This window comes from Kitasatospora sp. NPDC087314 (assembly GCF_044744365.1).
In the GTDB taxonomy this organism is placed as follows: domain Bacteria; phylum Actinomycetota; class Actinomycetes; order Streptomycetales; family Streptomycetaceae; genus Kitasatospora.
Genome location: NZ_JBIUYE010000002.1, coordinates 581,175 through 606,285, shown reverse-complemented (window position 1 = coordinate 606,285; position 25,111 = coordinate 581,175). Strand labels below are relative to the sequence as shown.

The 25,111-nt window shown below is 77.4% G+C and carries 7 protein-coding genes; all 7 read left to right on the top strand.

Going from position 1 to position 25,111, the window contains the following annotated elements; all coding sequences use genetic code 11:
• Position 1 precedes the first annotated feature (1 nt).
• Positions 2 to 1,018 (top strand): 3-hydroxyacyl-CoA dehydrogenase NAD-binding domain-containing protein, encoded by a 1,017-nt coding sequence (locus tag ACIO5E_RS06355; RefSeq protein ID WP_400664349.1) that lies wholly within the window; start codon positions 2 to 4, stop codon positions 1,016 to 1,018.
• The gene (locus ACIO5E_RS06350) at positions 1,015 to 2,868 is read left to right on the top strand and encodes a non-ribosomal peptide synthetase (RefSeq protein ID WP_400664347.1); all 1,854 of its coding nucleotides are present in this window, start codon (positions 1,015 to 1,017) and stop codon (positions 2,866 to 2,868) included. Before ACIO5E_RS06355 ends, ACIO5E_RS06350 begins: the two co-directional genes overlap by 4 nt.
• A gap of 54 nt (positions 2,869 to 2,922) precedes the next feature.
• Positions 2,923 to 7,446 (top strand): condensation domain-containing protein, encoded by a 4,524-nt coding sequence (locus ACIO5E_RS06345; protein WP_400664345.1) that lies wholly within the window; start codon positions 2,923 to 2,925, stop codon positions 7,444 to 7,446.
• Entirely contained in the window at positions 7,443 to 12,698 is a 5,256-nt protein-coding gene (locus ACIO5E_RS06340; RefSeq protein ID WP_400664343.1) for an amino acid adenylation domain-containing protein, read from the top strand. The genes ACIO5E_RS06345 and ACIO5E_RS06340 overlap by 4 nt, the downstream gene beginning before the upstream one ends.
• A gap of 3 nt (positions 12,699 to 12,701) precedes the next feature.
• Positions 12,702 to 23,750, top strand: coding sequence for an amino acid adenylation domain-containing protein (locus tag ACIO5E_RS06335; protein WP_400664341.1), 11,049 nt, complete (start codon positions 12,702 to 12,704; stop codon positions 23,748 to 23,750).
• On the top strand, positions 23,747 to 23,971 hold the full coding sequence (locus tag ACIO5E_RS06330; RefSeq protein WP_400664339.1) for an MbtH family protein: 225 nt from the start codon (positions 23,747 to 23,749) through the stop codon (positions 23,969 to 23,971). The genes ACIO5E_RS06335 and ACIO5E_RS06330 overlap by 4 nt, the downstream gene beginning before the upstream one ends.
• 252 nt (positions 23,972 to 24,223) lie before the next feature.
• Positions 24,224 to 25,063, top strand: coding sequence for a dimethylargininase (gene ddaH / locus ACIO5E_RS06325; RefSeq protein WP_400664337.1), 840 nt, complete (start codon positions 24,224 to 24,226; stop codon positions 25,061 to 25,063).
• The last annotated feature ends 48 nt before the right edge of the window (positions 25,064 to 25,111 follow it).

Sequence of the window (25,111 nt, the reverse complement as noted above, 5' to 3'; positions counted from 1 at the left end):
CGTGCACCCGCAAGACAGCCAGGGCCCCGAGACCGCCGCGACCCCCTCGACCGCTGGGACCGCCGCGACCCCCTCGACCGCTGGGACCGCCGCGACCCCCTCGACCGCTGGGACCGCCTCGCCCGCCTCGACGGCCGGGGCCGCCGGGCGGATCCCGGTCGGGGTCGTCGGCGCCGGGACGATGGGCACCGCCGTCGCCCAGGTCTTCGCCTCGGCCGGGCACCCCGTGGTGGTCGTCGACCGGCACCGCGCCGCCCTCGACGCCGGTCCCCGCCGGCTGAACGACGGCCTGCGCGCCGTCCGACTGCTCGGCCGCCGACCGGCCCCGGGCGAGGACCGCCCCTCGGTGGAGCGGACGGCCGAACTGATCGACTGGACGGAGGAGTTCGATCGGCTCGCGGAGGTCGGATTCGTCGTCGAGTGCACCTCCGAGCGGCTCGCCGTCAAGGAGCAGGTGCTCGGGGAGCTCGACCGGGTCTGCGCCCCCGCCACGGTGTTCGCCTCCTGCACCTCGGCCATCCCGGTCGCCCAGCTCGCCTCCTACACCGAGCGGGCCGACCGGGTGCTCGCCACGCACTTCATGAACCCCGCCTACCTCAAGGAGACCGTCGAGGTCGTCCGCGGCCCCGCCACCACCGCCCGGACCCTGGAGGCCACCCTCGCGCTGCTCGCCGGGGTCGGCCGCAGCGCCCACGTCGTCCTCGACTCGCCGGGGTTCGTCTCCAACCGGGTGCTGATGCCGATGGTCAACGACGCGGCCGCCCGGGTGCAGGAGGGCGTCGCCGGCGCGGAGACCGTCGACCTGATCTTCCAGGAGTGCTTCGGCCACGCCATGGGCCCGCTGCGCACCGCCGACCTGATCGGGCTGGACACCATCGTGGACACCCTCGACGTCCTGCTGGAGACCACCGGCGACGAGCGCTACCGGCCCTGCGAGCTGCTGCTCGACCTGGTGCGGCGCGGACACCTCGGCCGCAAGACCGGGCTGGGCTTCCACGCCTACGGGACGCGCCCGTGACCGCCGGCCGGCCGGCCCCCGACGTGCTCGACCTGATCCGGGCGCGGTTCCGCACGGTGCCCGACGGGATCGCCGTCGTGGTCGGCGAGGAGTGCCTGACCTACCGTCAACTCGACGTCGAGAGCCGGGTGCTGGCCGACCGGCTGGCCGCCGCCGGGGTCGCCCCCGGCCAGGTCGTCCTGGTGTACCGGCGCCAGGGCGTGCGCACCGTCGTCGGCATGCTGGCCGCGCTGCGGCTGGGCGCGGCCTGGTGCGTCCTGGAGCCCGAGCGGCCCGCCGCGATGGTCCGCGGGCTGCTGCGCGACAGCGGCTGCGCCGTCCTGGTGTACGACGACGGCGACCCGGCCACCCCGCCCGCCGCCGTCCGGGAGCTCACGGCCGGCTGCGGGCAGCCGGTCACGCCGGTGGCGGAGGCGGCGCGGGCGGGTGCCGTCGCGGCGGCCGGGCGGCCGGACGCCGTGGTGCCCCCGAATGCGCCCGCCTACGCCGTCAGCACCTCGGGGACCACCGGGGAGCCCAAGTCCGTCCTGGTCTCCCGGGGCGCGCTGGCCCAGCTGGTCGCCTCCCGCGACGAGGACCCCGCCGCGACCACCTTCACGGCCTCCCGGCTCTCCTGGGACGGGCCGCTGCTGATGCTGTTCCACACCCTCTGTGGCGGCGGCACCGCGGTGCTGCCGGACGAGCGGGCGCTGCCCGATCCGGGGGCGGCCGCCGGGCTGGTCCGGCGCCACCGGGTCGAGGTGGCGGTCTGCCCGCCCTCCTTCCACCGGCTGATGCTGCCGCACCTGGCCGGCGCCGACGCCCACCTGCGCCGGTGGATCGTCGGCGGGGAGGCGCTGCCGGCCGCGCAGGCCGAACGGCACCGGGCCGCCCTGCCGGGCACCCGGCTGATCAACGAGTACGGCGCCACCGAGACCACCGTGACCGTGGCCGCCCACCCCGTCCCGCCCGCACCGGCCGACCCCGTCCCGATCGGACGGCCCACCGCGGGGGCCCGGATCCACCTGCTGGACGAGCGGCTGGCCCCGGTGCCGCCCGGGCAGGCCGGCGACCTGTACGTGGCGGGCCCGCAGGTCGCCGAGGGTTACGCCGGGCGCGCGGGGGAGACCGCGCTGCGGTTCGTCCCGGACCCGTTCGCCACCGCCCCCGGCGCCCGGATGTACCGCACCGGCGACCTCGCCGCCGCCGACGCCACCGGGGCCCTGGTGTTCCGGGGCCGGGCCGACGGGCAGCTCAAGGTGCGCGGCGTCCGGGTCGAGCGGGAGGCGGTGGAGGCGGCGCTGGAACGCCACCCCGCCGTCCGGCAGGCCGCCGTGCTCGCCGTCGCCGCGCCGGACGGCGGCACCGCGCTGGCCGCCTTCTGGGCCCCGGCCGATCCCGGCGCGCCCGCTCCGGCCACCGGCGACCTGATCGCGCACTGTGCGGCCCTGGTCGGCGGGCCGGCCGTGCCGGAGCGGTTCGTCCGGGTCGCCGCCTTCCCGCTCGCGCCGTCCGGCAAGGCAGACCTCAGGGCGCTGCGCGCGCTGCTGCCCGAGGAGCCGGCGCCGGTGACGGCGGCCGGCGACGGCGGCGCCCGGCAGGTGGTGACGGGCTTCTGGACCGAGGTCCTCGGACACGGCGACTTCGGTCCCGAGGACGACTTCTTCGCCGTGGGCGGCAACTCGCACCGGGTGGTCGACCTGCACCTGCGCCTCGAACGCGCCTGGCCCGGCGCCGTCCGGGTCGGCCGGCTCTTCGACCTGCGCACCGTCGCCGACCAGGCCGCGGCCGTCGACGCCGCCACCGCCACCACCCCGACCCCCGGCTCGCCGCCCGGTGCCCCCGCGCCCGGCGCCGCGTACGAGGTCTGACGACCGGACGAACGGACGACCGTGGACCGAGCCCGACGAACCGGAGCAGTGACCGTGACCAGGACCCCCGCGACGGAGCCCCGCGACACCGACATCGCCATCGTCGGCATCGGGGCCCGCTTCCCCGACGCCGACGACCTGGCGGCCTTCCGGGCCAACCTGGCGGCCGGGCGCGACTCGGTCGGAGACATGCCTGCCGAGCGGGCCGCCGCCACCGGACTCGACCCGGACGCGCGCTACCTGCCGATGGGCCACCTCGCCGAAGTCCACACCTTCGACCACGCCTTCTTCGGCCTCTCCCGGCGCGAGGCCGCCCTGATGGACCCCCAGCAGCGGATCGCGCTGGTCCTCGCCCACCAGGCCGTCGAGGACGCCGGCTACGCGGCGCACGCCCTGCGCGCCCGCCCGGTCGCCGTGGTGCTCAGCGCCGCCGCCTCCGGCTACCAGGCCGCCGCCGCCGAGCCCGGCCCGCTCACCGCACTCGGGAACGTCCCCTTCGCGCTGCCCGCCCGGATCGCCCACGTGCTCGGCTTCGAAGGCCCCTGCTACGCCGTCGACACCGGGTGCAACAGCTCGCTCGTCGCCGTCCACCAGGCCTGCCGCGAACTGCGCGACGGCGAGGCCGAGTACGCGCTCGCCGGCGGCTTCAGCGTGCGCCCCGGCGGCCTGCCCGCCCGACTGACCGAGGGCATGACCGAACTCGTCTCCCCGAGCGGGCGTTGCCGGGCCTTCGACGCCGACGCCGACGGCACCGTCAACGGCGAGGGCGGCGCCGTCCTGCTGCTCACCACCCTCGGCCGGGCCCGCGCGGACGGCGCTCCCGTGCACGCGGTGATCCGTGGCAGCGCCGTCCGGCACAACGGCCGGGCGGCCGCCACCATCAGCACCCCGAGCGCGCCCGCGCACGCGGCTGTGATCGGCGCCGCCTGGCGTGCCGCCGGGCTCGACCCCGCCCTGGCCGGCTACCTGGAGGCGCACGGCTCCGGCACCCGGCTCGGCGACGCGGTCGAACTGGAAGGCCTGGCCCAGGTGTTCGGCCCGCTCGGCTTCGGCGCGCACGGCCGGCGGCTGCCGATCGGTTCGGTGAAGACCAACGTCGGCCACCTCGACCACGCGGCCGGGATCGCCGGCCTGGTGAAGGCCGTCCTCGCGGTCGGCCACGGCGAGCTCTACCCCTCGCTGCACTTCCGCCGCCCCGTCGACGAGGCCGCCCTGGAGCCGGTCGAGGTGGTCACCGGCCTGCGGCCCTGGGAGGGCGAGGAGCGGATCGCCGGGGTCAGCTCGTACAGCCTGGGCGGGATCAACGCCCACTGCGTGGTCCAGCGGCCGTCCGTGCCGTCCGCGCCGCCCGCGCCGCCCGCGCCGGCGGCCGCGACCGCCCCGCGCCCGGCCCGGCTGGTCGGCGTCTCGGCGCGCAGCCGCTCCGCGCTGGCCCGGCTCTGTGCGGACCTGGGCGCCGCGCTGGCGGGCTCGACCGCCGAGCTCGACGACGTGGCGTTCACCCTCAACTCCGGGCGCAACCGCCACGAGCACCGGGTGGCCGTGCCGGCCCGGGACACCGCCGACCTCGCGCGCAAGCTCGCCGAGCGGGCCACCCGGCCGGGCGGGTCGGCCGACGACGCCCCGTACGGCAGCCGGACCAGGCCGCCCGCCGTCTGCCTGCTGCTCTCCCCGGACGCCGCGCCCGACGCCCCCGCCCCGGCGCCGCTGCCCGCCGAACTGCCCGCCGCCGGGCCGCAGGCCGCGCTGTTGGCGGGCCAACTGGCCGTCCATCGAGAGCTGGTGCGCAGCGGCGTCCCGGTCGACACGGTGCTGAGCAGCGGCGTCTCCCGCTACGCGGCCCGGCACCTGCTCGGCACCCTCACCGCCGAGGACAGCCGGGAGCTCGCGGCCGGGGCCGAGGCCGCGCCGCCGGACCGGGAACGGCTCGTCGCGGCCGCCGAGCGGCTCGCCGCCGCCGGACCGGTGGTGTTCGTCGACCCGGGCCCCGACGGCGTCCTCGGGCGGCTGCTCGCCGAGCGGTTCGGCCCGCAGGGGCAGGACGGCGCACGGCTGGTGACGGCGACCGCGTCGGACGGCGGCTTCACGGCGCTGCTCGGGCGGTTGTACGAGGCCGGCGTCGACCTGGACTGGTCCGCGCTCGGCCCCGCCCCCGGCAGCGCCCGTCGGTTGCGTCTGCCGGGGCACCCGCTGGCCGCGACCCCGTGCTGGATCCGGCCGCCGGCCGTACCGGCGGCGCCCGCCGTACCTGCTGCGCCGGCCGCTCCCGCCGTGCCCGTCCCGGCGCCGAGCGGGTCCGGCGACGAGGACCCGGAGCCCTGGCTCGCCGGAGTCCTGGGCGAACTGCTGCACAGCGACCAGCCGTTGGGCCCGGACGCCGACTACTTCGAGCTCGGTGGCAACTCCATCATCGCCCTCCAGCTCGCCGACCGGATCCAGACCCGGTACGGCTTCCGGCCCCGGCTGCTCGACGTCTACGAGCACCCCGCCGTCGGCGCGTTCGCCCGGCTCATCCGCCGCCGGGCCGGAGCCCCGGCGGCGGACGTCCTGCCGCCGATCGTCCCGCGCGGCACCCCCGTCACCTCCTTCGGCCAGGACCGCATCTGGTTCCACCACCAGCTCGACCCGGACACCACGCTCTACAACCTGCCGATGGTCAGCCAGGTCAGCGGCCCGTTCCACGTCGACGCCGTCCGCGGCATGTGGCACGACCTGATAGCGCGCCACGAGGTGCTGCGCTCCAACTTCGCCGAGGAGGACGACGAGCCGGTGCTGCGCGTCCGCCCGGAGCCCGGGGACTTCTTCGTCTTCCGGGACGTCTCGGGGGAGCCGGACCCGCTCGCCGCCGCCCGGGAGCTGGTCCGGCAGGCCGCCGAGTACCGCTTCGACCTCGCCCACGACCCGCTGGTGCGGGTGCTCGTGGTCCGGACGGCACCCGAGGAGCACGTGCTCCAGGTGACCATGCACCACGCGGTCAACGACGGCGCCTCGCCGCGGATCTTCGAGCGTGAGCTGCCCGAGCTGTACGCCGCCCGCCGGGAGGGCCGCCCGCACCGCCTCGCGCCGCTGCCGATCCAGTTCGCCGACTACGCGGCCTGGCAGCGCGAGCTGGTGGCCGGCCCGGCCCTGGATCGCGAACTCGCCTACTGGTGCGAGACCCTGAGTGACGCCCCGGTGCTGCGACTGCCCACCGACCGGCCGCGCCCGGCTCGCCGGGACTACGCCGGCGACCTGGTGGTGTTCACCGTGGACGCGGCGCTGATGCGCGAGCTGCGCCGGCTCGCGGCGGACCACTCGGTGACCCTCTTCGTGGTCCTGCTCGCCGGCTTCTACCTCCTGCTGGCCCGCCGCAGCGGGCAGGACGACCTGGTCGTCGGCACCCCGACCACCGGGCGCAACCGGCCCGAACTGGAGGGCCTGATCGGCTTCTTCAACAGCACCGTGGCGCTGCGCGCCGACCTGTCCGGCGCCCCGTCGGTGGCCGGTTTCCTGCACCGGGTGCGCACCGTGGTGCTGGAGGCCCTGGAGCACCAGGAGGTGCCCTTCGACCGGGTCGTCCAGGCCCTGACGGACGAGCGCGACCCGGGCCGGAGCCCGCTGTTCGACGTGTTCTACGTGCACCAGGACCTGCCGCCGATCCAGCAGATCCTGGGCACCTCGACCGGGTACTTCGACATCGGGCACAACGCCGGCAACCTGTTCGGCGGACTGCCGGCGGGCACCGCCAAGTTCGACCTCACCCTGATCACCTCCGACCGGGTCGGCGACGAGGCCATGGACGCCTGCCTGGAGTTCAGCACCCAGCTGTTCACCGCGGCGACGGCGCGCGGGTTCGTCGAGGAGTACATGGCGCTGCTCCGCGAACTCACCGCCGCCGACGGCGAGTCGCCGCTCTCCCCGCTGTGGGCCGGGGCGCCGGCGGCCGACCCCGCCGACGCGGTTGCGGCCGGTCTCCCCGGGCCGGTCCGGCTCGACATCCCCACCGACCGCCCCCGCCCGGACCGCGCCGACCACACCGAACGCAGCGTCACCGTCCCGGTCGACGAGCCGCTGCGCGCCGCGATCGCACGGTTCGGCCCGCACCCGGACCGGGTGCTGCGGGCCGGCTGGCTGGTGCTGCTCTCGTGGATCTCCGGACAGGACGAGGTGGCCGTCGGCCTGCCCGGCGGCTCCCTGCTGCGGGCCGACCTCGCCGACGAGCCCGGCTTCGCCGACCTGGTCGGTCGGACCGCCGTCGAGGGGCCGACCGGTGCCGCAGCCGAGGCCCCGGTCCGCTCCCGGGGTGCCGACGGCAGCGGGCCGGGCGGGGCCGAACTCGACCTGGGCTGGCGGGAGGGGACCGGCCCCGGCCCCGCCGCCCTGACCGTCCACTACGCCCCGGAACTCTTCGACCCGCCGACCGCGACCGGCTTCGCCATCGGGCTGCGCGAGCTGCTGCGCGGCCTGCTGGCCGAGCCCGACCGCCCGGTCCACGACGTGGCGGCCGAACATGCCGACCCTACGGCCGAGCCGACCGACGCCGACGCGCCCGAGGCCGTGACCCCGCAGACCGACGACGACACCGTGAGGGCCCGATGAGCAGCTCCGCCGCCACCCCGCTCGACGCCGCCCGGCGAGGCGTCCTGCGGGACACCCCGTCCCTGCCCGCCGACTGCGTGGCGCGCCTGGTCCGGTTCGAGGGCCGGGTCGAGCCGGAGCGGCTGCGCCGCGCGGTGGCCGGGTCCCTGGCCGAACGGCCCGGCCTGTACGCCACCTTCCGGGCCTCCGGCGAGGCCGGCCGGCTGCGTCCGGCGGGCGCGGGCCCGGCGCCCGTGGTCGAGGTGCTGGACCTCGACCCGGAGGAGCCGGACGGCTGGCTCGCGGCCGAACTCGTCCGCCCGCTGGACCTGGTGGGCGGGCCGTTGGTGCGCCACGTGCTGATCCGCGAGCCCGGCGGCGCCCTCGCCTGGTTCCTGCGCCACCACCGGCTGGTCGACGACGACGCGGGCCTGGCCGTGGTGGTCCGCCGGGCCGCGGAGCTGTACGCGGACGGGGGTGACCCCCTCCCGCCGAAGGCCGAGAACCGCCCCGCCGAGGACCGCCCCGCCGACCGTGCCTACTGGCAGGAGGTGGTGGCCGGGCTGTCCGCGCCCGAGCCCGCCGCCGCCCGGCCCGCCGGCGCGCTCGCGCCGCCGGCCGACCTGCCCTGGCTGCCGGTGGCCGGCCCGGCCGCGTTGGCCCGGGTGGCCCGGGCCGGTGGTGCGGGGCCCGGGGCGGTGCTGCTCGGCGCCGCCGCCGTGGCCGCGCACCGGCTGACCGGTGTACGGGAGCTGCTGCTCGGGCACTGGCTGGAGGCGCCCGGTCCCGGCGGCCGCGGTCTGGTCGTGCCGGTGCGCCTCGCCGTGACCCCGGAGCTGACCTTCACCGAGGTGGTCCGGCGGGCCGGCCGCGCGCTGCGCGGGGCCCGTCGGCACGGCCACCGTCCGGACCTGGACCTGCCCTGGTCCGCCGCGTCCGGGTACGGCCTGGTCACCGGCCTCGCCGACAGCGCCGAGCGGGTGGCCTTCGGCGCCGAGGCCGTGGCCGTCCTGGCCCGCGCCTGGGGCGAGCCGGTGGACGGCCGGTTCCTGCGCGCGGACCCGGCCCCGGGGGCGTGGCGGGTCGCCGTCGGCGGCCACGGCGCCGATGCCGCGGAGCACCGCCGGATCGTCCGGCTGCTGGAGCGGCTGGCGGCCCGGCCGGACGAGCCGGTGCACTCCCTCGACCTGGCGGGCCCGGACGAGCTCGCCGTGGTGGGGAAGGCCAACGCCACCGACCGGGCGGTGCCCGAGACCACCGTGCCCGAGGCCTTCGCCGCCCAGCTGGCGCGGACCCCCGACGCCGTCGCGGTGCGCGGCCGTGGCACGGTGCTGGACTACGCGGCGCTGGACGACCGGTCCGAGCGGATCGCCCGGCGGCTCGCCGGCCTCGGCGTCGGCCGCGAGGACGTCGTCGCGGTGCTGCTGCCCCGCACCCCCACCCTGGTCGCGGCCGTGCTGGGCGTGCTGAAGGCCGGCGCCGCCTACCTGCCGGTGGATCCGGGCCACCCGCAGGGCCGGGTGGCGTTCCTGCTCGCGGACACCCGCCCCCGGGCGGTGCTGACCACGGCGGAGCTCGCCGCCGCCCTCCCGGCACCGACCGCCGACGGCCCGACCGTCGTCCTGCTCGACGACGAGGGCACGCAGAACGGCACGCCCGCCGAGGCCGCACCCGCCCGCCCGCTGCCCGGCAACGCGGCGTACGTCATCCACACCTCCGGCTCCACCGGGACGCCCAAGGGCGTGGTGGTCACCCACCGCGCCGTGGCCAACCTCGCCGCGTGGGCGGCGGCCGAGCTCGGCCCCGAGGCCTTCTCCCGGGTACTCGGCTCCACCTCGCTCTCCTTCGACCTGTCCGTCTTCGAGCTCCTGGTGCCGCTGTTCGTCGGCGGCAGCGTCGACCTGGTCGACAACCTGCTGGCGCTGCTGGAACGCCCGGACTGGTCCGGCAGCCTGGTCAACACCGTGCCGTCGGTGTACCAGCAGGTCGCCCGGGCCGAGTGGGTGCGCGAGCGGGCGCAGACCTACGTGTTCGCCGGCGAGCCGCTGCCCGCCGCACTGGTCCGCCTGGTGCACGCCCGCAACCCGCAGGCCCGGGTGCTCAACCTCTACGGGCCCACCGAAGCCGTCGTGTACGCCACGGCCGGGGCGTGCCCGCCCGGTGTGCCCGGGGAACCGTCGATCGGCGTGCCGGTCGGCAACGTGCGGGCCCACGTCCTCGACCCGGCCCTGCGGCCCGCGCCGCTGGGCGTCGCCGGCGAGCTCTACCTGGCCGGCGACCACCTGGCCCGGGGCTACGCCCACCGGCCCGGTGCCACCGCCGCGCGCTTCCTCCCCGATCCGTTCGGCCCGCCCGGCGCCCGGATGTACCGCACCGGGGACCTGGCCCGCTGGAGCGCCGCCGGGGAGCTGGAGTACCTCGGCCGTACCGACCACCAGGTGAAGGTCCGCGGCCACCGGATCGAACTCGGCGAGATCGAGGCCCGGTTGACCGCCCTGGCCGGCGTCCGGCAGGCGGTGGTGGTCGCCACCGACGACGGCGAGGGCGACCGTCGGACCACGGCCTTCCTGGTGGCCGACGACGGCCACCCGGCCGATCCGGATGGCCTCCGGGCCGCGTTGCGCGCGGAACTGCCCGCCCCGGTCGTGCCGGCCGCACTGGTCTTCCTCGACGCCCTTCCGACCACCACCAGCGGCAAGACCGACCGGACCGCGCTCGCCGCCCTGGCGGCCGCGCCCGGGACCCGGTCGGAGACCCGCGCGGTCGCCGGCGCCACCCGTACCCAGGTGCTGCGTGAGCTCTTCGCCGGCGTGCTCGGCCTGCCCGAAGTCGGCCCGGACGACAGCTTCTTCGTCCTCGGCGGCGACAGCATTCGCTCCATCAAGCTGCTCCGCCGGGCCCGCCGGGCCGGGCTGGCGCTCGCCCCGGAGGACGTGTTCGCGCACCCGACCCCGGCCGGACTCGCGGCGGTCGCCACCCCGCTCGACCCGGCCGCCCCCGGCCGGCCCGCCGAAGGCGAGCTGCTCCCGCTGGACGCCGCCGAACGCGCCTGGCTGCGGGCCCGGTTCCCGGGCCACCGGGACGTGCTGCCGCTGACCCCGCTCCAGGAGCGGCTGCTCTTCTCCCCGCACGGCCACGGTGGCGGCGACGCCTACGTGATGCGGCTGTGGATGGACCTCGACGGGCGGCTCGACCCGGTGGCACTGCGCGGGGCCGTCGAGGCGTTCTGCCGCCGCCACCCGAACCTGTCGGCCGGGTTCGTCCGCCTCCCCGGCGGCCGACCGGTCCAGGTCGTGCCGGACCGCCTCCCGCCGTTCACGGAGGTGGACCTCAGCGGTCTGGCGCCGGCCGAACAGGAGGCGGAGACCGAGCGGTTGGCCGCCGAGGACCGCACCACCCGCTTCGACCCGGCCGACCCGCCGCTGATCCGCTTCACCCTGCTGCGGCTCGGACCGGAGCGGTACCGCCTGGTGCTGGTCGCCCACCACACCCTGATCGACGGCTGGTCCAACCAGCTCCTCCTGCCGGAGCTGTTCACGCTGTACCGCGACCCGGCCGGGCTGGCCGAGCCGGTGCCGCTGCGCGACCACCTGGCCTGGTTGGCGGGCCGGGACCACGAGGCCGCCCGCCGCGCGTGGCGCGAAGCCCTGGCCGAGCCGCTCGAACCCACCCTGGTGGTGCCGGCCGGGCTGCCGCCCGCCACCGGCTGGCCGGGCCGCCGCTACCGGCTCCTGGGCGGGCCGCGCACCGAGCGGCTCGGCGCCCTCGCGGCCGGACTGGGCGTCACCCTCAACACCGTGCTGCAGGCCACCTGGGCGCTGATGCTGGCCGAGCGGACCGGCCGCCCCGACGTGGTGTTCGGGATCATCGTCTCCGGCCGCTCGCCCGAGCTACCGGGTTCCGAGTCCGTCATGGGGTTCCTGATCAACACCCTGCCGCTGCGGATCACCCTGCGGGAGGACGAGTCGCTGGCCGGGCTGCTGACCCGGGTCCAGCGCGAGCAGGCTCGGCTGATCGCCCACCAGCACCTGGGAATCCCCGAGATCCAGCGGGCGACCGGGCTCGGCGAGATCTTCGACACCGTCATGGTGTACGAGAACTTCCCGCAGTCCGGCGACCAGAGCGACGTGCTCCCGGGGGTGCGAATCGCCGCCTCCGGCAGCGAGACGGCCGCGCACTACCCGCTGACGCTGATGGCGATACCGCGCGACGGCGGGCTGGAGCTCGACGTCCTGCACCGCGAGGACGTCGTCGACGTCGAGGGCGCCGACGCCCTGCTGGCCCGGGTGCTGGAGCTGCTCGACACCCTCACCGCCGAACCCGGCACCGCCGTCGGCGCCCTCGGCCTGCTCAGCCCCTGGCCCGCGGCCGCCGGGCCCGCCCCGGTGCGCGCGGCCGACCCCGCCCCGGCGCGCACGACCGACCCCGCCGAGGCGGCCGACGGCCCGGAGCCCATGCTGGCCCCCCTGCTGCCGCTGCGCTCGACCGGCACCGGGGCGCCGCTGTTCTGCGTGCACGCGGCCGCCGGGATCGGTTGGACGTACGGGGCACTGCTGGGGCCGCTCGGCGACCGGCCGCTCTACGCCCTGCAGTCCCGCGGCCTCGACGGCCGGGGCCCGCTGCCGGCCAGCGTGGAGGAGGTGGCCGAGGACTGCCTGCGGGAGATCCGCGCCGTCCAGCCCGAGGGGCCCTACCACCTGCTCGGCTGGTCGTTCGGCGGCCTGGTCGCCTACGCCGTGGCCACCCGGCTGCAGGAGCAGGGCGCGGAGGTGGGGCTGCTCGCCCTGCTCGACAGCTACGTGCTCGCCGACCTGCCCGCCCGGACGGCGGCCGAGGTCCTCGAGGAACAGGGACAGGTCCGCAACGCCCTGCTGAGGCTGGCCGGCGTCGACCGCCCCGCCGACGTGCCCGCGCCGACCGCCGAGGAGTTCCTCGCACTCGCCGGGGAGTCCCACTCCCCGCTCTCGGTCTTCTCCGAACGCCACCTGACCGCGCTCGCCGAGGTCTACGACAACAACGTCCGGCTCGGCCGGGCCTACCGTCCCGGCCGGTACCACGGCGACCTGCTCCTGATCGAGGCCGTCCCCGAGACCAGCGGGCCCGTCCAGGACCCGGAGAGCTGGCTGCCCTACCTGGGCGGCCGGCTGCTGCGGCACCGGACCGACCACGGCCACCAGGACCTCGGCGGCCCGGCCGCCCTGGTCGACCTCGCCCCGGCGCTGCTCGACCGGCTCGGCGGTCCGGCCGGGCCGCGCGGGCCGGAAAGGAACTGACGCATGCCCACTCGACGCCACCCGCTCACGGCGCCGCAGACGGGGATCTGGTTCGGCCACGAGGCCGACCCCACCCGGCGGCGGTACACCGCCGGTCAGTACGTCCAGATCCACGGCGCGATCGACGAGGAGCTGTTCGAACGCGCGCTGCGCGGCGTGGTGGCCGGCAGCGAGAGCATGCGGGTGCGCTTCGAGCCCACCGCCGACGGCGCCGTCCAGCTCGTCGAGGACGCCGCCGACTGGCCGCTGCACCGGCTCGACCTGCGCCACCACGAGGACCCGGCCGCCGCCGCCCGGGAGTTCACCACCGCCGGGCTCGCCCACGCGTACGACCTGACCGCAGGCCCGCCCTTCGACTTCCACCTCCTGCGGACCGGCGAGGCGGAGTACCTGTGGTACCTGCGGATGCACCACATCCTGTGCGACGGGGTGGGCGCGGCCGGGCTGATGCGCCGGGTGGCGGCCGAGTACACGGCACTGCGCGCGGGCGAGCCGGCCACCACCGGCGTGCACGACCCGCTCTCGGCCCTGCTCGACGACGACGCCGCGTACCGGGCCTCCGCCCGGTTCCGCACCGACGCCGAGTTCTGGGCCGAGGAGTTGGCCGGCCTCGCCGACCCGACCCGCCTCGCGGGCGGGCGCGGCGGCCTGACCGGCTCCGGCGCGACCGGCCCCGGCGCGCGCCCGCCGGTCGCCGTCCGGACGGAGTTGTCCGCCGAGCGCTGGGCCGCCGTCCGGGAACGGGCCGGGGCGGGCTGGACCACGCTGTTCCCGGCCGCGCTGGCCGTCGCGCTGCACGCCGACACCGGCGAGCGCGCGGCGGCGATCGGCCTCGGTGTCCGCGGCCGGGACGCCGCGCTGGCCCGGCGGGCCTTCGGCATGACCGCGAACGTCGTCCCGCTGCGGCTCGCCGTCGACCCGGCCGGCACGGTCGCGGACCTGGTGTCGGCCACGGCGGACCGGGTCCGCGCCGCCCTGCGCCGCCAGCGCTACCGCTTCGAGGACATGCTCCGCGACACCTCCGCCGTCCGGGGCGACCGGCCGCTGGTCGGCCCCACCCTGAACCTGTTGCCCCTCGACCTGGGCCTGCGGTTCGACGGGATCCCGGCCACCGTGCACGAGGTCTCGCCGGGCCTGCCCGAGGACTTCGCCCTCGGCGTCTACGACAACGGCCGGGACACCCTGCCGGTGTTCGCCGACGCCGTCGGCGCGTACGGCGAGGACACCGTCCGGGCCCACCTGGACCGGCTGCTCGACCTCGTCACGGCGCTGGCCGAGGCCCCGGACGGCCTCCCGGTCGGCCGGCTGTGCGCCGGCGGCGGGGGAGCCCTGCCGGTACCCGCGCCCGCGCCCGCCGGTACCGACCAGGACGGCGACACCCTGGTGTCGCTGTTCGAACGGCAGGCCGCCGCCCGCCCGGACGCGCCCGCCGTGGTGCTCGGCGAGACCGTCCTGAGCTACCGCGAACTCGACCGGCGCGCCGACCGGTTGGCCCGCCGGCTCGCCGCCCGGGGCGTGCGCCGCGGCGACCTCGTCGGCGTCGCCCTGCACCGCTCGCCGGAGCTGGTGGCCGCGCTGCTCGGCGTCCAGAAGGCCGGCGCCGGCTACCTGCCGCTGGACCCGGACTACCCCGTCGAGCGGCTGCGCGCGACGATCGACGACGCCGCACCCCGGCTCGTGGTGACCGACGCCTCCGCGCGGGCGGCGCTCCCGGACGGCGTCGAGACCCTGCCCGTCGACGGCGGGGACGAGCCCGCCGACCGGGAGCAGGCGGTGCCGGAGCGCCCCGGCCCGGACAGCGTCGCCTACGTCGTCCACACCTCCGGCTCGACCGGCCGGCCCAAGGGCGTCCTGGTCACCCACCGCAACGTCACCCGGCTGCTCGCCACCACCGCCGACCGGTTCGGCTTCGGACCGGACGACACCTGGACGCTGTTCCACTCCTACGCCTTCGACTTCTCCGTCTGGGAGCTGTGGGGCGCCCTGCTGCACGGCGGCCGGCTGGTCGTCGTCCCCCGGGACACCGCCCGCTCGCCCGAGGAGTTCCTGCACCTGCTCGCCGACGAACGGGTCACGGTGTTGAACCAGACCCCCTCGGCGTTCACCCAGCTGGCCGCCGCCGACGCCGCCCACCCCGGCCCGAGCGCCCGGCTCGCCCTGCGCTACGTCGTCTTCGGCGGCGAGCAGCTCGAACCGTGGCGGCTCGCGGACTGGTACCTGCGCCACCCGGACGACGCGCCCCGGCTGGTCAACATGTACGGCATCACCGAGACCACCGTGCACGTCACGGCCGGCGACCTGGACGCCGCCGCGACCGCCGCCGGCACCGCGACCGTCGGCGAGGCGCTGCCGGACCTGCGGGTCCACCTGCTGGACGCCGCCCTGCGCCGGGTGCCCGACGGCCTGCCGGGCGAGCTGTACGTGGCCGGCCCCGGCCTCGCCCGCGGCTACCTCGGCCGCCCCGCCCTGACCGCCGGGCGCTTCGTCGCCGACCCGTTCGGGCCGCCCGGCACGCGCATGTACCGCAGCGGGGACCGCGCCCGCCGCCGCCCCGACGGCGAACTGGAACACCTCGGCCGCACCGACCGGCAGGTGAAGATCCGCGGCTACCGGATCGAGCCGGGCGAGATCGAGGCCGTGCTCGCCGCGCTGCCCGGAATCTCCGGCGCCGTCGTCCTGGCTACCGAACGGGAGCCCGGGCACCGGACACTGACCGCCTATCTGCTCGGCACCCGGGAGGCCGTACGGGAGGCCGCCGGCCGCGCGCCGCAGGTGCTCCCGCAGCACCTGGTGCCGGCCGCCCTGCACGCCGTCGACGCCTTCCCGCTGACCGCCAACGGCAAGCTGGACGAGCACCGGCTGCGGGCCCTGGCCGCCGCCCCGGCGGACGGCCGCGGCGATGGCCGGGACGGCGGCCGGGGCCGGGCGCCGCGCGGGGAGCGCGAGCTGCGGCTGCACCGGCTGTTCGCCGAACTGCTCGGCGCCGACGGCTTCGGCGCGGACGAGAGCTTCTTCGCCCTCGGCGGCGACTCGCTCACGGCGAACCGGCTGGTGGTCCGCGCCCGGGCCGAACTGCCCGCCGAGCTGACCATCCGGGACGTCTTCGCGGCGCCCACGGTGGCCGGCCTGGCGGCCCGGATCGGCGCTCGGAGCGGCGCCGGCCGGGGTGCTGCCGAGGCCGTGCCGCCGGCCGGCTCCGAGCGCCCGCAGGCCGGCCCTCGGCCCGAGCGGATCCCGCTCTCGTACGCCCAGCGCGGCCTGTGGTTCCTGCACCGGCTCGGCGACCAGGAGTCGACCTACCACGTCCCGCTGGCCGCCCGACTGACCGGGCCGCTCGACCTGGCGGCGCTGCGGGCCGCCGCGGGTGACGTCCAGCGGCGGCACGAGAGCCTGCGCACGGTGTTCCCCGCCGCCGACGGCCGGCCCAGCCAGCGGATCCTCGACGACCCGCCGGTCCCGCTGACCGTCCGGCGCCTCGAACCGGACTCCCTGGACGCGGCGTTCGCCGAGGAGGTGCACCGTCCGTTCGACCTCGAAGCGGGCCCGCCCTGGCGCCTGGCCGTCCTCGGCACCGGGCCCGAGGAGCACGTCCTGCTGATCGTCCTGCACCACATCACCGCCGACGAGCAGTCGCTGCTCCCGCTGACCCGCGACCTGGCCGCCGGCTACGCCGCCCGGGCCCGCGGCCGGACCCCCGAGTGGCCCCGACTGCCGCTCCAGTACGCCGACTTCGCGCTCTGGCAGCACCGCACGCTCGGCGCCACCGACGACCCCGGCAGCCCACTGGCAGCCGAACTGGCCCACTGGCGCGAGGTGTTGAGAGGCGCGCCGGAGCGCACCGCGCTGCCGGTGGACCGCGAGCCGCCGGCCGGGACGGCGCTGCGCGGGGCCGCCGCCGAGTTCCACTGGGACGTCGAACTGGTCTCCGCCGCATCGAATTTGGCGGCCCGGCAGGGGGCGACCCTGTTCATGGTGCTGCACGCGGCCGTCGCCTGCCTGCTCGCCCGGTCCGGCGCGGGCACCGACCTCGTGCTCGGCACGGTCACGGCCGGTCGCGCCGAACCGGCCCTGGACGACCTGGTCGGCTACTTCGCCCAGCCGCTGGCCCTGCGCACCGACCTCTCGGGCCGCCCGGGCTTCGCGGAACTGCTCGACCGGGTCCGGCACGCCGACCTCACCGCCTTCGCCCACGACCGGGCGCCGTTCGACCGGGTGGTGGACGCGCTCGCGCCCGACCGCGAACTCGGCCGCCACCCGCTGTTCCAGGTCATGATCACCCTGCACGCCGGGCGCCGGCCCGCCGTCACCCTGCCCGGGCTGGTCGGACGGCCGTACCGACCCGAGCGGGTGATGGCCAAGTTCCCGCTGCTCTTCGAGTTCACCGAGCAGCCGGACGGGACGGTCCACGGCGTCCTGGAGTACAGCACCGGCCACTTCCGCCCGGAGACCGCCGAGCGGCTGGCGCAGGGCCTCGGCCGGCTGCTGGCGGACGCCCTGGCCGATCCGTCGGCGCCGTTCGACGGCCTGGACGCCCCGGACCCCCTGGGGGCCCCGGACGCCCTTGGCTCCTCCGGCGCGGCGGGAGCGCTCGCCGCGCCCGCCGCCGGCTCCTCGCGACCTGCCGCCGGGCCGGGGCCGGGCGCGGGACCGGACGGCAGGTCGGACGGCTGGTCGGACGGCTGGTCGGACGGCGGGTCTCCGGCCGAGGAGCAGCTGCGGACGCTGTTCGGGACCGTTCTGGGCCGGGAGCGCCCGGGGCCGTCGGAGGGGTTCTTCCGGCTGGGCGGAGACAGCATCCTGGCCATCCAACTGGCCACCCGGGCCCGGGCGGCGGGGGTGCCGATCACGCCGAAGGACGTGTTCACCCACCAGACCCCGCGCGCCCTCGCCGACGCGGCCGGCGGTGCCCCGGCCGCCCGGCCGGCGGTGCCCGTGCCCTCGGGCGGGAGCCTGCCGTCCGCGTCTTCGGGCGGGCCACTGGCGCCCACGCCGATCGCGGACTGGCTGGCGGCCCGCGGCGGTCCGATCCACGGCTACGCCCAGTCTTTGCTGTGCGAGGTGCCGCCCGGCGCCACCGAGCAGACCCTGCGCACCGCCCTCCACCACCTCGTCGACCACCACGACGCGCTGCGGATGCGCCTGACCGGGGCACCGGGCGAGCCGCTCGCCTTCGAGATCCGCCCCGCCGGGTCCGTCCCGGCGGCCCCGCTGCTGCACCGGATCGACCTCGACCGCGAGGGCCTCCCCCTGGGCCCCGACGGCGACCCGGGGCCGGCCGTCCTGGAGCTGGTCGCGGAACAGCGGCGCGACGCCCGACGCCGGCTCGACCCGTACCGGGGCGAGCTGCTGCGGGCGGTCTGGTTCGACGGCCGCCACGGCGGCCTCCTGCTGGTGGTGATCCATCACCTCGCCGTCGACGGGGTCTCCTGGCGGATCCTGCTCGACGACCTCGCCCAGGCCCACCAGGCCGCCACGTCCGGCCGCCCGGCCGCCCTCGCCCCGGTGCCCGTCACGGCGGCCGACTGGTCCCGCGCGCTGCGAGCCGCCGAGGTGGACCCGGCGGTGGCCGCCGACCGCACCCACTGGCACGGGCTGCTGATCGCCGGCACCGGCACGATCGGCACCCGGCCGCTGGACCGCGCCCGCGACACCACGGCCGGCGCCGGATCCCTGCGCACCACCCTGGACGGCGGCCCCACCGCCGCCCTGCTGACCGACCTGCCCGACCGACTGGGCGCCGCCGTACCGGAGATCCTGCTCGGCGCCCTGGCCGCCGCCCTGCGCGGCTGGCGGGCCCGCACCACCGGCGGCCCGCTCCTGGTGGACGTCGAGGGCCACGGCCGCGACCCGGAACTCCCCGCCCTCGACGGCCTCGACCTCTCCCGGACGCTGGGCTGGTTCACGGTGATCCACCCCGTCCTGCTGGACGTCGGCCCGGCCGAACCCGCCACCCCGGGCCCGGTCTCCGCCGACGACCTGTCCCGCGCCGTCGCGGCCGCCCGCGAGCGGCTGCGGGCCACCCCCCACCGGGGCCTGACGTACGGTCTGCTCCGGCGCTCCGGCGCCCTGCCCGAGCGTTCGGCCCCGATCGCCTTCAACTACCTGGGCCGCTTCGACACCACCCGGCGCGGCCCCTGGCAGCCGGTCCCCGGCACGCTCCGGGGCGAGTCCGACCCGGCCCTGCCGCTCGCGCACACCCTCTCGGTGGACGCCTTCGTGGAGGCCGGCCCGGACGGACCGCGGCTGCGGGTCGAGTGGGCCTGGCCGGCCGGCGTGCTCGACGCCGAGTCCGTCGGCGAACTCGCCGCCCGCTGGGAGCAGGCACTCACCGCGCCGCTGCCCGGGCAGGGCGGGGGCGCCGACACCTCCGGGGGATCCGCGGCCGTTGCCGACTCGGCGCGCGCGGTTTCGTTCGAGCGGGACGGGGCCTCCGACGCCCCCGGCGGGTCGGCGGCCGCCGCCGTCGCCGAGGTGCTGCCCGCCACCCCGCTCCAGACCGGCCTGCTGTTCCACTCCCGCTACGCCGTCCGCGACGGGCACCGCGATCCGTACGTCGTGCAGCTCGTCCTCGACCTCACCGGCGCGATCGACCCGGAGCGGCTGCACGAGGCCGCCCGGCGGCTGCTCGTGCGCCACCCGCAGCTCGCCGGGGCCTTCACCACCGGCGAGTCCGGGCCGCCGCAGCAGGTCGTCCCTGCGGCGGTGGCCCTGCCGTGGCGAAGCCTGGACCTCGCCGACCGGCCCGAGCCGGAGCGGTCCGTCGTCGCCCGGCGGCATGCGGAGGAGGACCGCAGGCCGTTCGCCGTCGACACGCCGCCGCTGATCCGCTTCACCCTGCTCCGGCTGGCCGCCGACCGCTGGCGGCTCGTCTTCACCCACCACCACCTGCTGCTGGACGGCTGGTCGGTACCGATCGTGCTGCGCGAACTGCTCGTGCTGCACCAGGGCGCCGAGCTGCCCCCGGCGCCGTCCTACCGCGCCTACCTCGACTGGTTGGCCGGGCAGGACGACGCGGCCGCCCGCGACGCCTGGCGCGCCGCCCTCGCCGGAGCCGAGCCCACCCGGGTCGGCCGACCCGGGCGAGCCGGCAGCTCCGCCGCCGACGGCGTGCCCGCCCTGCCCACCATGGCCGCCGAAGTCGGCCTGGCCGAGGGTGTTCCCGCCGCCGTCTCCGACGACCCGTCGACGACCGTCTTCACCCTGCCCGCCGAGCTCACCGCCGGGCTGCGGGCGCGCGCCGCGCGGTGGGAGGTGACGCTCGGCTCGCTGGTGTCGACGGCGTGGGTCCTGGTGCTCTCCCACCTCACCGGCCGCGACGACGTCCTGTTCGGCACCACCGTCGCCCAGCGCCCGGCCGAACTGCCGGACGCGGAACGGCTCGTCGGCCTGCTGATCAACACCGTCCCGGTCCGGGCCCGGCTGCACCCCGGCGAGCCGCTGCGCGAGCTCGCCGTCCGGCTGCAGCGGGAGCGCACCGAGCTGCTGGACCACGAGCACCTGGGGCTCGCCGCCGTCGAGGAGGTCGTCGGCGCCGGGCGGCTCTTCGACAGTTCCCTGGTCTTCGAGAACTACCCGCTGGACGAGACCGGGTTCGCCGAGCCCGTGCCGGGCCTGCGGATCGGTGCCGTCGAGCCGTACGACGGCACCCACTACCCGCTCTCGCTGGTGGTGTTGCCGCGTCGGGACGGCCTGGACGTGCGGCTCCAGCTGCGCCCCGCCGAACTGGACCGGCACCTCGACGCGGACCGGCTGCGCACCCTGCTGACCACCGCCTGCGCCACCCTGGCCGGTCCGGGCGCGGACGCCCTGACCACCGGCCGGGTGGACCTGCTGCCACCCGTCCAGCGGGCCGGGCTGCGGGCCTGGGGCACCGGCCCCTCGGCCGTCGCCGAACCGTCCTCCGTCGGCGCGCGGTTCGAGCGGCTGGCCGCCGACCACCCCGACCGGGTCGCCCTGCGGCACGGCGACGGCACCACCATCGCCACCACCACCTACGGCGAGCTCAACGCCGACGCCAACCGGCTGGCCCACCACCTGGCCGGCCTCGGGGTGCGGCCCGGGACACGGGTCGCCCTGCAACTCCCGCGTTCCCCGGAGGTGCCGGTGGCGATGCTGGCGCTGGCCAAGCTCGGCGCCGTCTGCGTCCCGCTGCACCAGGCGTTCCCGGCCGAGCGGCTGCGGGCGCTCGCCGCCGAGGCGGGCACCGAACTGCTGCTGGACGCCGCCCTGGTGGCGGCGGCCCGGCAGGCGGGCGGGAGCCCGGGCAACCCCGGCCCGGCCGTGTTGCCCGGGCAGGTCGCCCAGCTGCTGTACACCTCGGGCTCGACCGGCCGCCCCAAGGGCGTCGCCGTCACCCACCGCAACATCCTCGCCCTGGCCGACGACCCGCTCTGGCACGGCCCCGACCACGACCGGGTGCTGTTCCACTCGCCGCACGCCTGGGACCTGATGGTGTACGAGCTGCTGATGCCGTTGCTGACCGGACGCCAGGTGGTGGTGGCCCCGCCCGGCGAGCTGGCCCCGGCGGACTACGCCCGGGCCGTCGAGCAGGGCGGCGTCACCGCCGCCTGGCTGACCGCCGGCCTGTTCGACGTGCTCACCGAGCAGATCCCGGCGGCCCTCGCCCGGCTGCTCCTGATCTGCACCGGGGGCGACGTCGTCCCCCCGGCGGCGGTCGCCCGGGCCCGGCGGGCCGCCCCCGACCAGCGGCTGCTCGACCTGTACGGACCGGTGGAGAACACCACCTTCGCCCTGGGCTACGAGATCCCGGCCGGTCCGGTCCGCGAGGACGAGGCCGTCCCGATCGGCCGCCCGCTCGCGGGCACCCGGGTGCTGGTGCTGGACGCCGCCCTGCGCCCGGTGCCGCCGGGCGTCCCCGGTGAGATCCACCTGGGCGGCGAGGGCCTGGCCGAGGGCTACCACGGTGCCCCGGCCCGTACCGCCGAGCGCTTCATCGCCGACCCGTACGGCCCGCCGGGAGGCCGGCTGTACCGCACCGGCGACCTGGGCCACTGGGACGTCGAGGGCCGGCTGCACTTCCTCGGGCGCGCCGACCGGCAGCTGAAGATCAACGGCTTCCGGATCGAGCCGGGCGAGATCGAGGCCGCGCTTTGCGCCGAACCCGGGGTGACCGCCGCCCGGGTGGTGCCGCACGGGGCCGGCCCGGCGGGCCGTTCGCTGGTGGGGTACCTGGTCGCCGACCGGCCGCTGGCCGTCGGCGAGCTGCGCCGCCGGCTGGCCGAGCGCCTGCCGCGCCATCTGGTGCCCGCCGTGCTCGTGCCGGTCGACGCGCTGCCGCTGGACGCCAACGGCAAGGTCGACACGGCCGCGCTGCGGCCGCCGCCGGAGCAGCCGGCCCCGGCGCCGGCCCGCACACCCCGCCGGGAGGTCCTGGCGGCGCTGTTCGCGGAGGTGCTGCGGGTGCCCTCGGTCGCGCCGGAGGACGACTTCTTCGCCCTCGGCGGCAACTCGATCGCCGCGATGCGGCTGGCCGGGCGGATCCGGTCCACGCTGGGCGTCGACGTGCCGCTCAGCGAGCTGTTCGACGAGCCCACCGTGGCCGGGCTGGACCACCGGCTCGACCGCGCGGCCCGCACCGACCGCCGGGGCCCCGCCGCCCCGGTGCCGGGCGACCGCACGACCCGGCCCGAGCGGCTGCCGCTGGCCCCCGCCCAACTGCGCCTGTGGACCGCCAACTACCTGGGCGAGCACCGCCCGGACTACCTCACCACCCTGGCCCTCGATCTCACCGGCGGGCTCGACCCCGCCGCCCTGCGGTCAGCCCTCGGCGACCTGGTGGCCCGGCACGAGGCGCTGCGCACCGTGCTGCCGTACGGTCCGGACGGCCCCGAGCAGCGCGTCCTCGACCCGGCCGACGCCCTGGTCGAGGCCGCCGCCGAACCCCGCCCCGCCGACGTCCCGCCGGAGCGGCTGGACGCCTGGATCGCCGCCGAACTCGACCGCGGCTTCGACCTGTTGACCGAGCCGCCGCTGCGCACCGCCCTGCTGCGCAGCGCCCCGGACCGGCACACCCTGCTGCTGGTGCTGCACCACGTGGCGGTCGACGGACACGCGCTCGAACCGCTGCTGGCCGATCTGCGCTCCGCCTACGAGGCCCGGGCGGCGGGCCGGGCTCCGGTGTGGCCGGCGCCGGCCGTGCAGTACGCCGACTGCGCCCTGTGGCTGCGGGAGCGGCTCGGCGACGAGACCCGCCCCGACAGCCCGGCCACCCGGCAAGCGGCCTACTGGAGCGGCGAGTTGGCCGACCTGCCGCCGTGGCGTGGCCTGCCGGGCGCCACCGGCGACCCGGCGGCCGGGCCGGGCGCGGCCGGCACCGTCCGGTTCACCCTCGACCCGGCGGCGCACCGCCGGCTGGCGGCCGCCGCGCGGGCCTGCTCGGCCGGTACGGGGATGCTGCTGCAGGCGGCGTTCGCGGCCGCGCTGGGCGACCTCGGCGCGGGGCACGACCTCGCGCTCGGGGTGCCGCTGGCCGGCCGGGACGACGAGGCCGTGGACGGCGTGGTCGGCTGCCTGGTCAACACCGTGGTGCTGCGGGTGGACACGTCCCGCCGCTCCGCCGGGGACGCCCCTACCGGCACCCCGAGCGCCCGCACCCTGGTCGGGCGGGTCCGGGAGCGGCTGCTGGCCGCCCACGCCCACCAGGACCTGCCGTTCGACCGGGTGGTGGAGCTGGTCAACCCGGCCCGGGAGGCCGGGCGCCAGCCGCTGTTCGGGGCGGCCGTCTCCCATCTGGTGCGGGCCGACCCGGCCGGTGACCGGCGGTGGGCCGGCGCCGTGACGGTCGCCGAGCGGGCCGTCCCGGCCGCCCGTACCGCCGTCGACCTGCTGCTGCAGCTGGTGGAGCGGCGGACCGCGGCCGGCGCGCCCGGCGGGCTGGAGTGCGCCCTGGTGCACGCGCTGGACGGCTGCGACGAGCCGACCGCCCGGCGGGTGGTGGCCGCCTTCCGGCGGCGGGTCACCGAGTTCTGTGACGAGTTGAACGACGCCCCTACGAACGACGTTTCCGGTAACCACGAGATGAGGTCCCGATGAGCAGCACCAACCCCTTCGACGACGAGCAGGGCGCGTTCCTGGTCCTGGTGAACGAGGAGAACCAGCACGCCCTGTGGCCCGCCTTCGTCGACGTGCCCGCGGGCTGGCGCAGCGTGTTCGGCGAGGAGACCAGGCAGGCCTGCCTGGACTACGTCGAGAAGAACTGGACCGACCTGCGTCCGCGCAGCCTGGCGGACGCGATGGACACCCGGGTCGACTGAGCACAACCGGCCGCTCCATCAGGGCTGTTCCGCCCTGACTTAAGGATCTTCCGTCCCCCACCCGAGAACTGACAGCATGTCAGGGACGGGCGCGGGGTCGGCCCGCAGGAAGAGCCGCGGCGCGGCCGGGTCCCCCCACACCCGGCCGTGCCGCCGGCGCGCCGGCTCCGGAGCCCCGCAGGCACCCGATTGCCGCCCGTCCGGATCGCAGAGCCACCGCCTGTCGTTTGCAGCCCTCACGAGGAGTCACCCATGAACGCTGTCACACCGCGCCCTGCCGAGCGCACGGCCCGGCCCCGGCACTACCTGATGTGCCGCCCCAGCCACTTCGAGGTCACCTATGCGATCAACCCGTGGATGGACCCGGCGAAGCCGGTCGACACCGGACTCGCCGTCGCCCAGTGGGAGCGGCTGTACGCCCTCTACGGCGAGCTCGGCCACCGGGTGGAGCTGATCGACCCGATCCCGGGCCTGCCCGACATGGTCTACGCGGCCAACGGTGCCACCGTGGTGGACGGCAAGGTGCTCGGCGCGCGCTTCCGCAACGCGGAGCGGACCGCCGAGGGCCCCGCCTACCTGGAGTGGTTCCGCTCCCACGGCTACACCGAGCTGCACGACCCGGAGCACGTCAACGAGGGCGAGGGGGACTTCCTGGTCACCGCCGAGTACGTGCTCGCCGGGCGGGGCTTCCGCAGCACGCCGGCCGGCCACGCCGAGGCGCAGGAGTTCTTCGGCCGCCCGGTGATCGGCCTCCAGCTGGTCGACCCGCGCTACTACCACCTGGACACCGCGCTGGCCGTCCTGGACGGCGACGAGGTGATGTACCACCCGGAGGCCTTCTCCGAGGGCAGCCGCGAGGTGCTGCGCCGGCTCTTCCCGGACGCGGTGCTCGCCGACGCCGGCGACGCCGCGGTGTTCGGCCTCAACGCCGTCAGCGACGGCCGGCACGTGCTCCTGCCGGAGGCGGCCACCGGCCTCGCCGACAAGCTGCGCGAGCGGGGCTTCGAGCCGATCGGCGTCGACCTGTCCGAGCTGCTCAAGGGCGGCGGCAGCGTCAAGTGCTGCACGCTGGAGCTGCGCCACCGCGACTGACCGCCGTCCGCCCCCGGCGTCCGCCACGGCGACGCCGGGGGCGGAGGA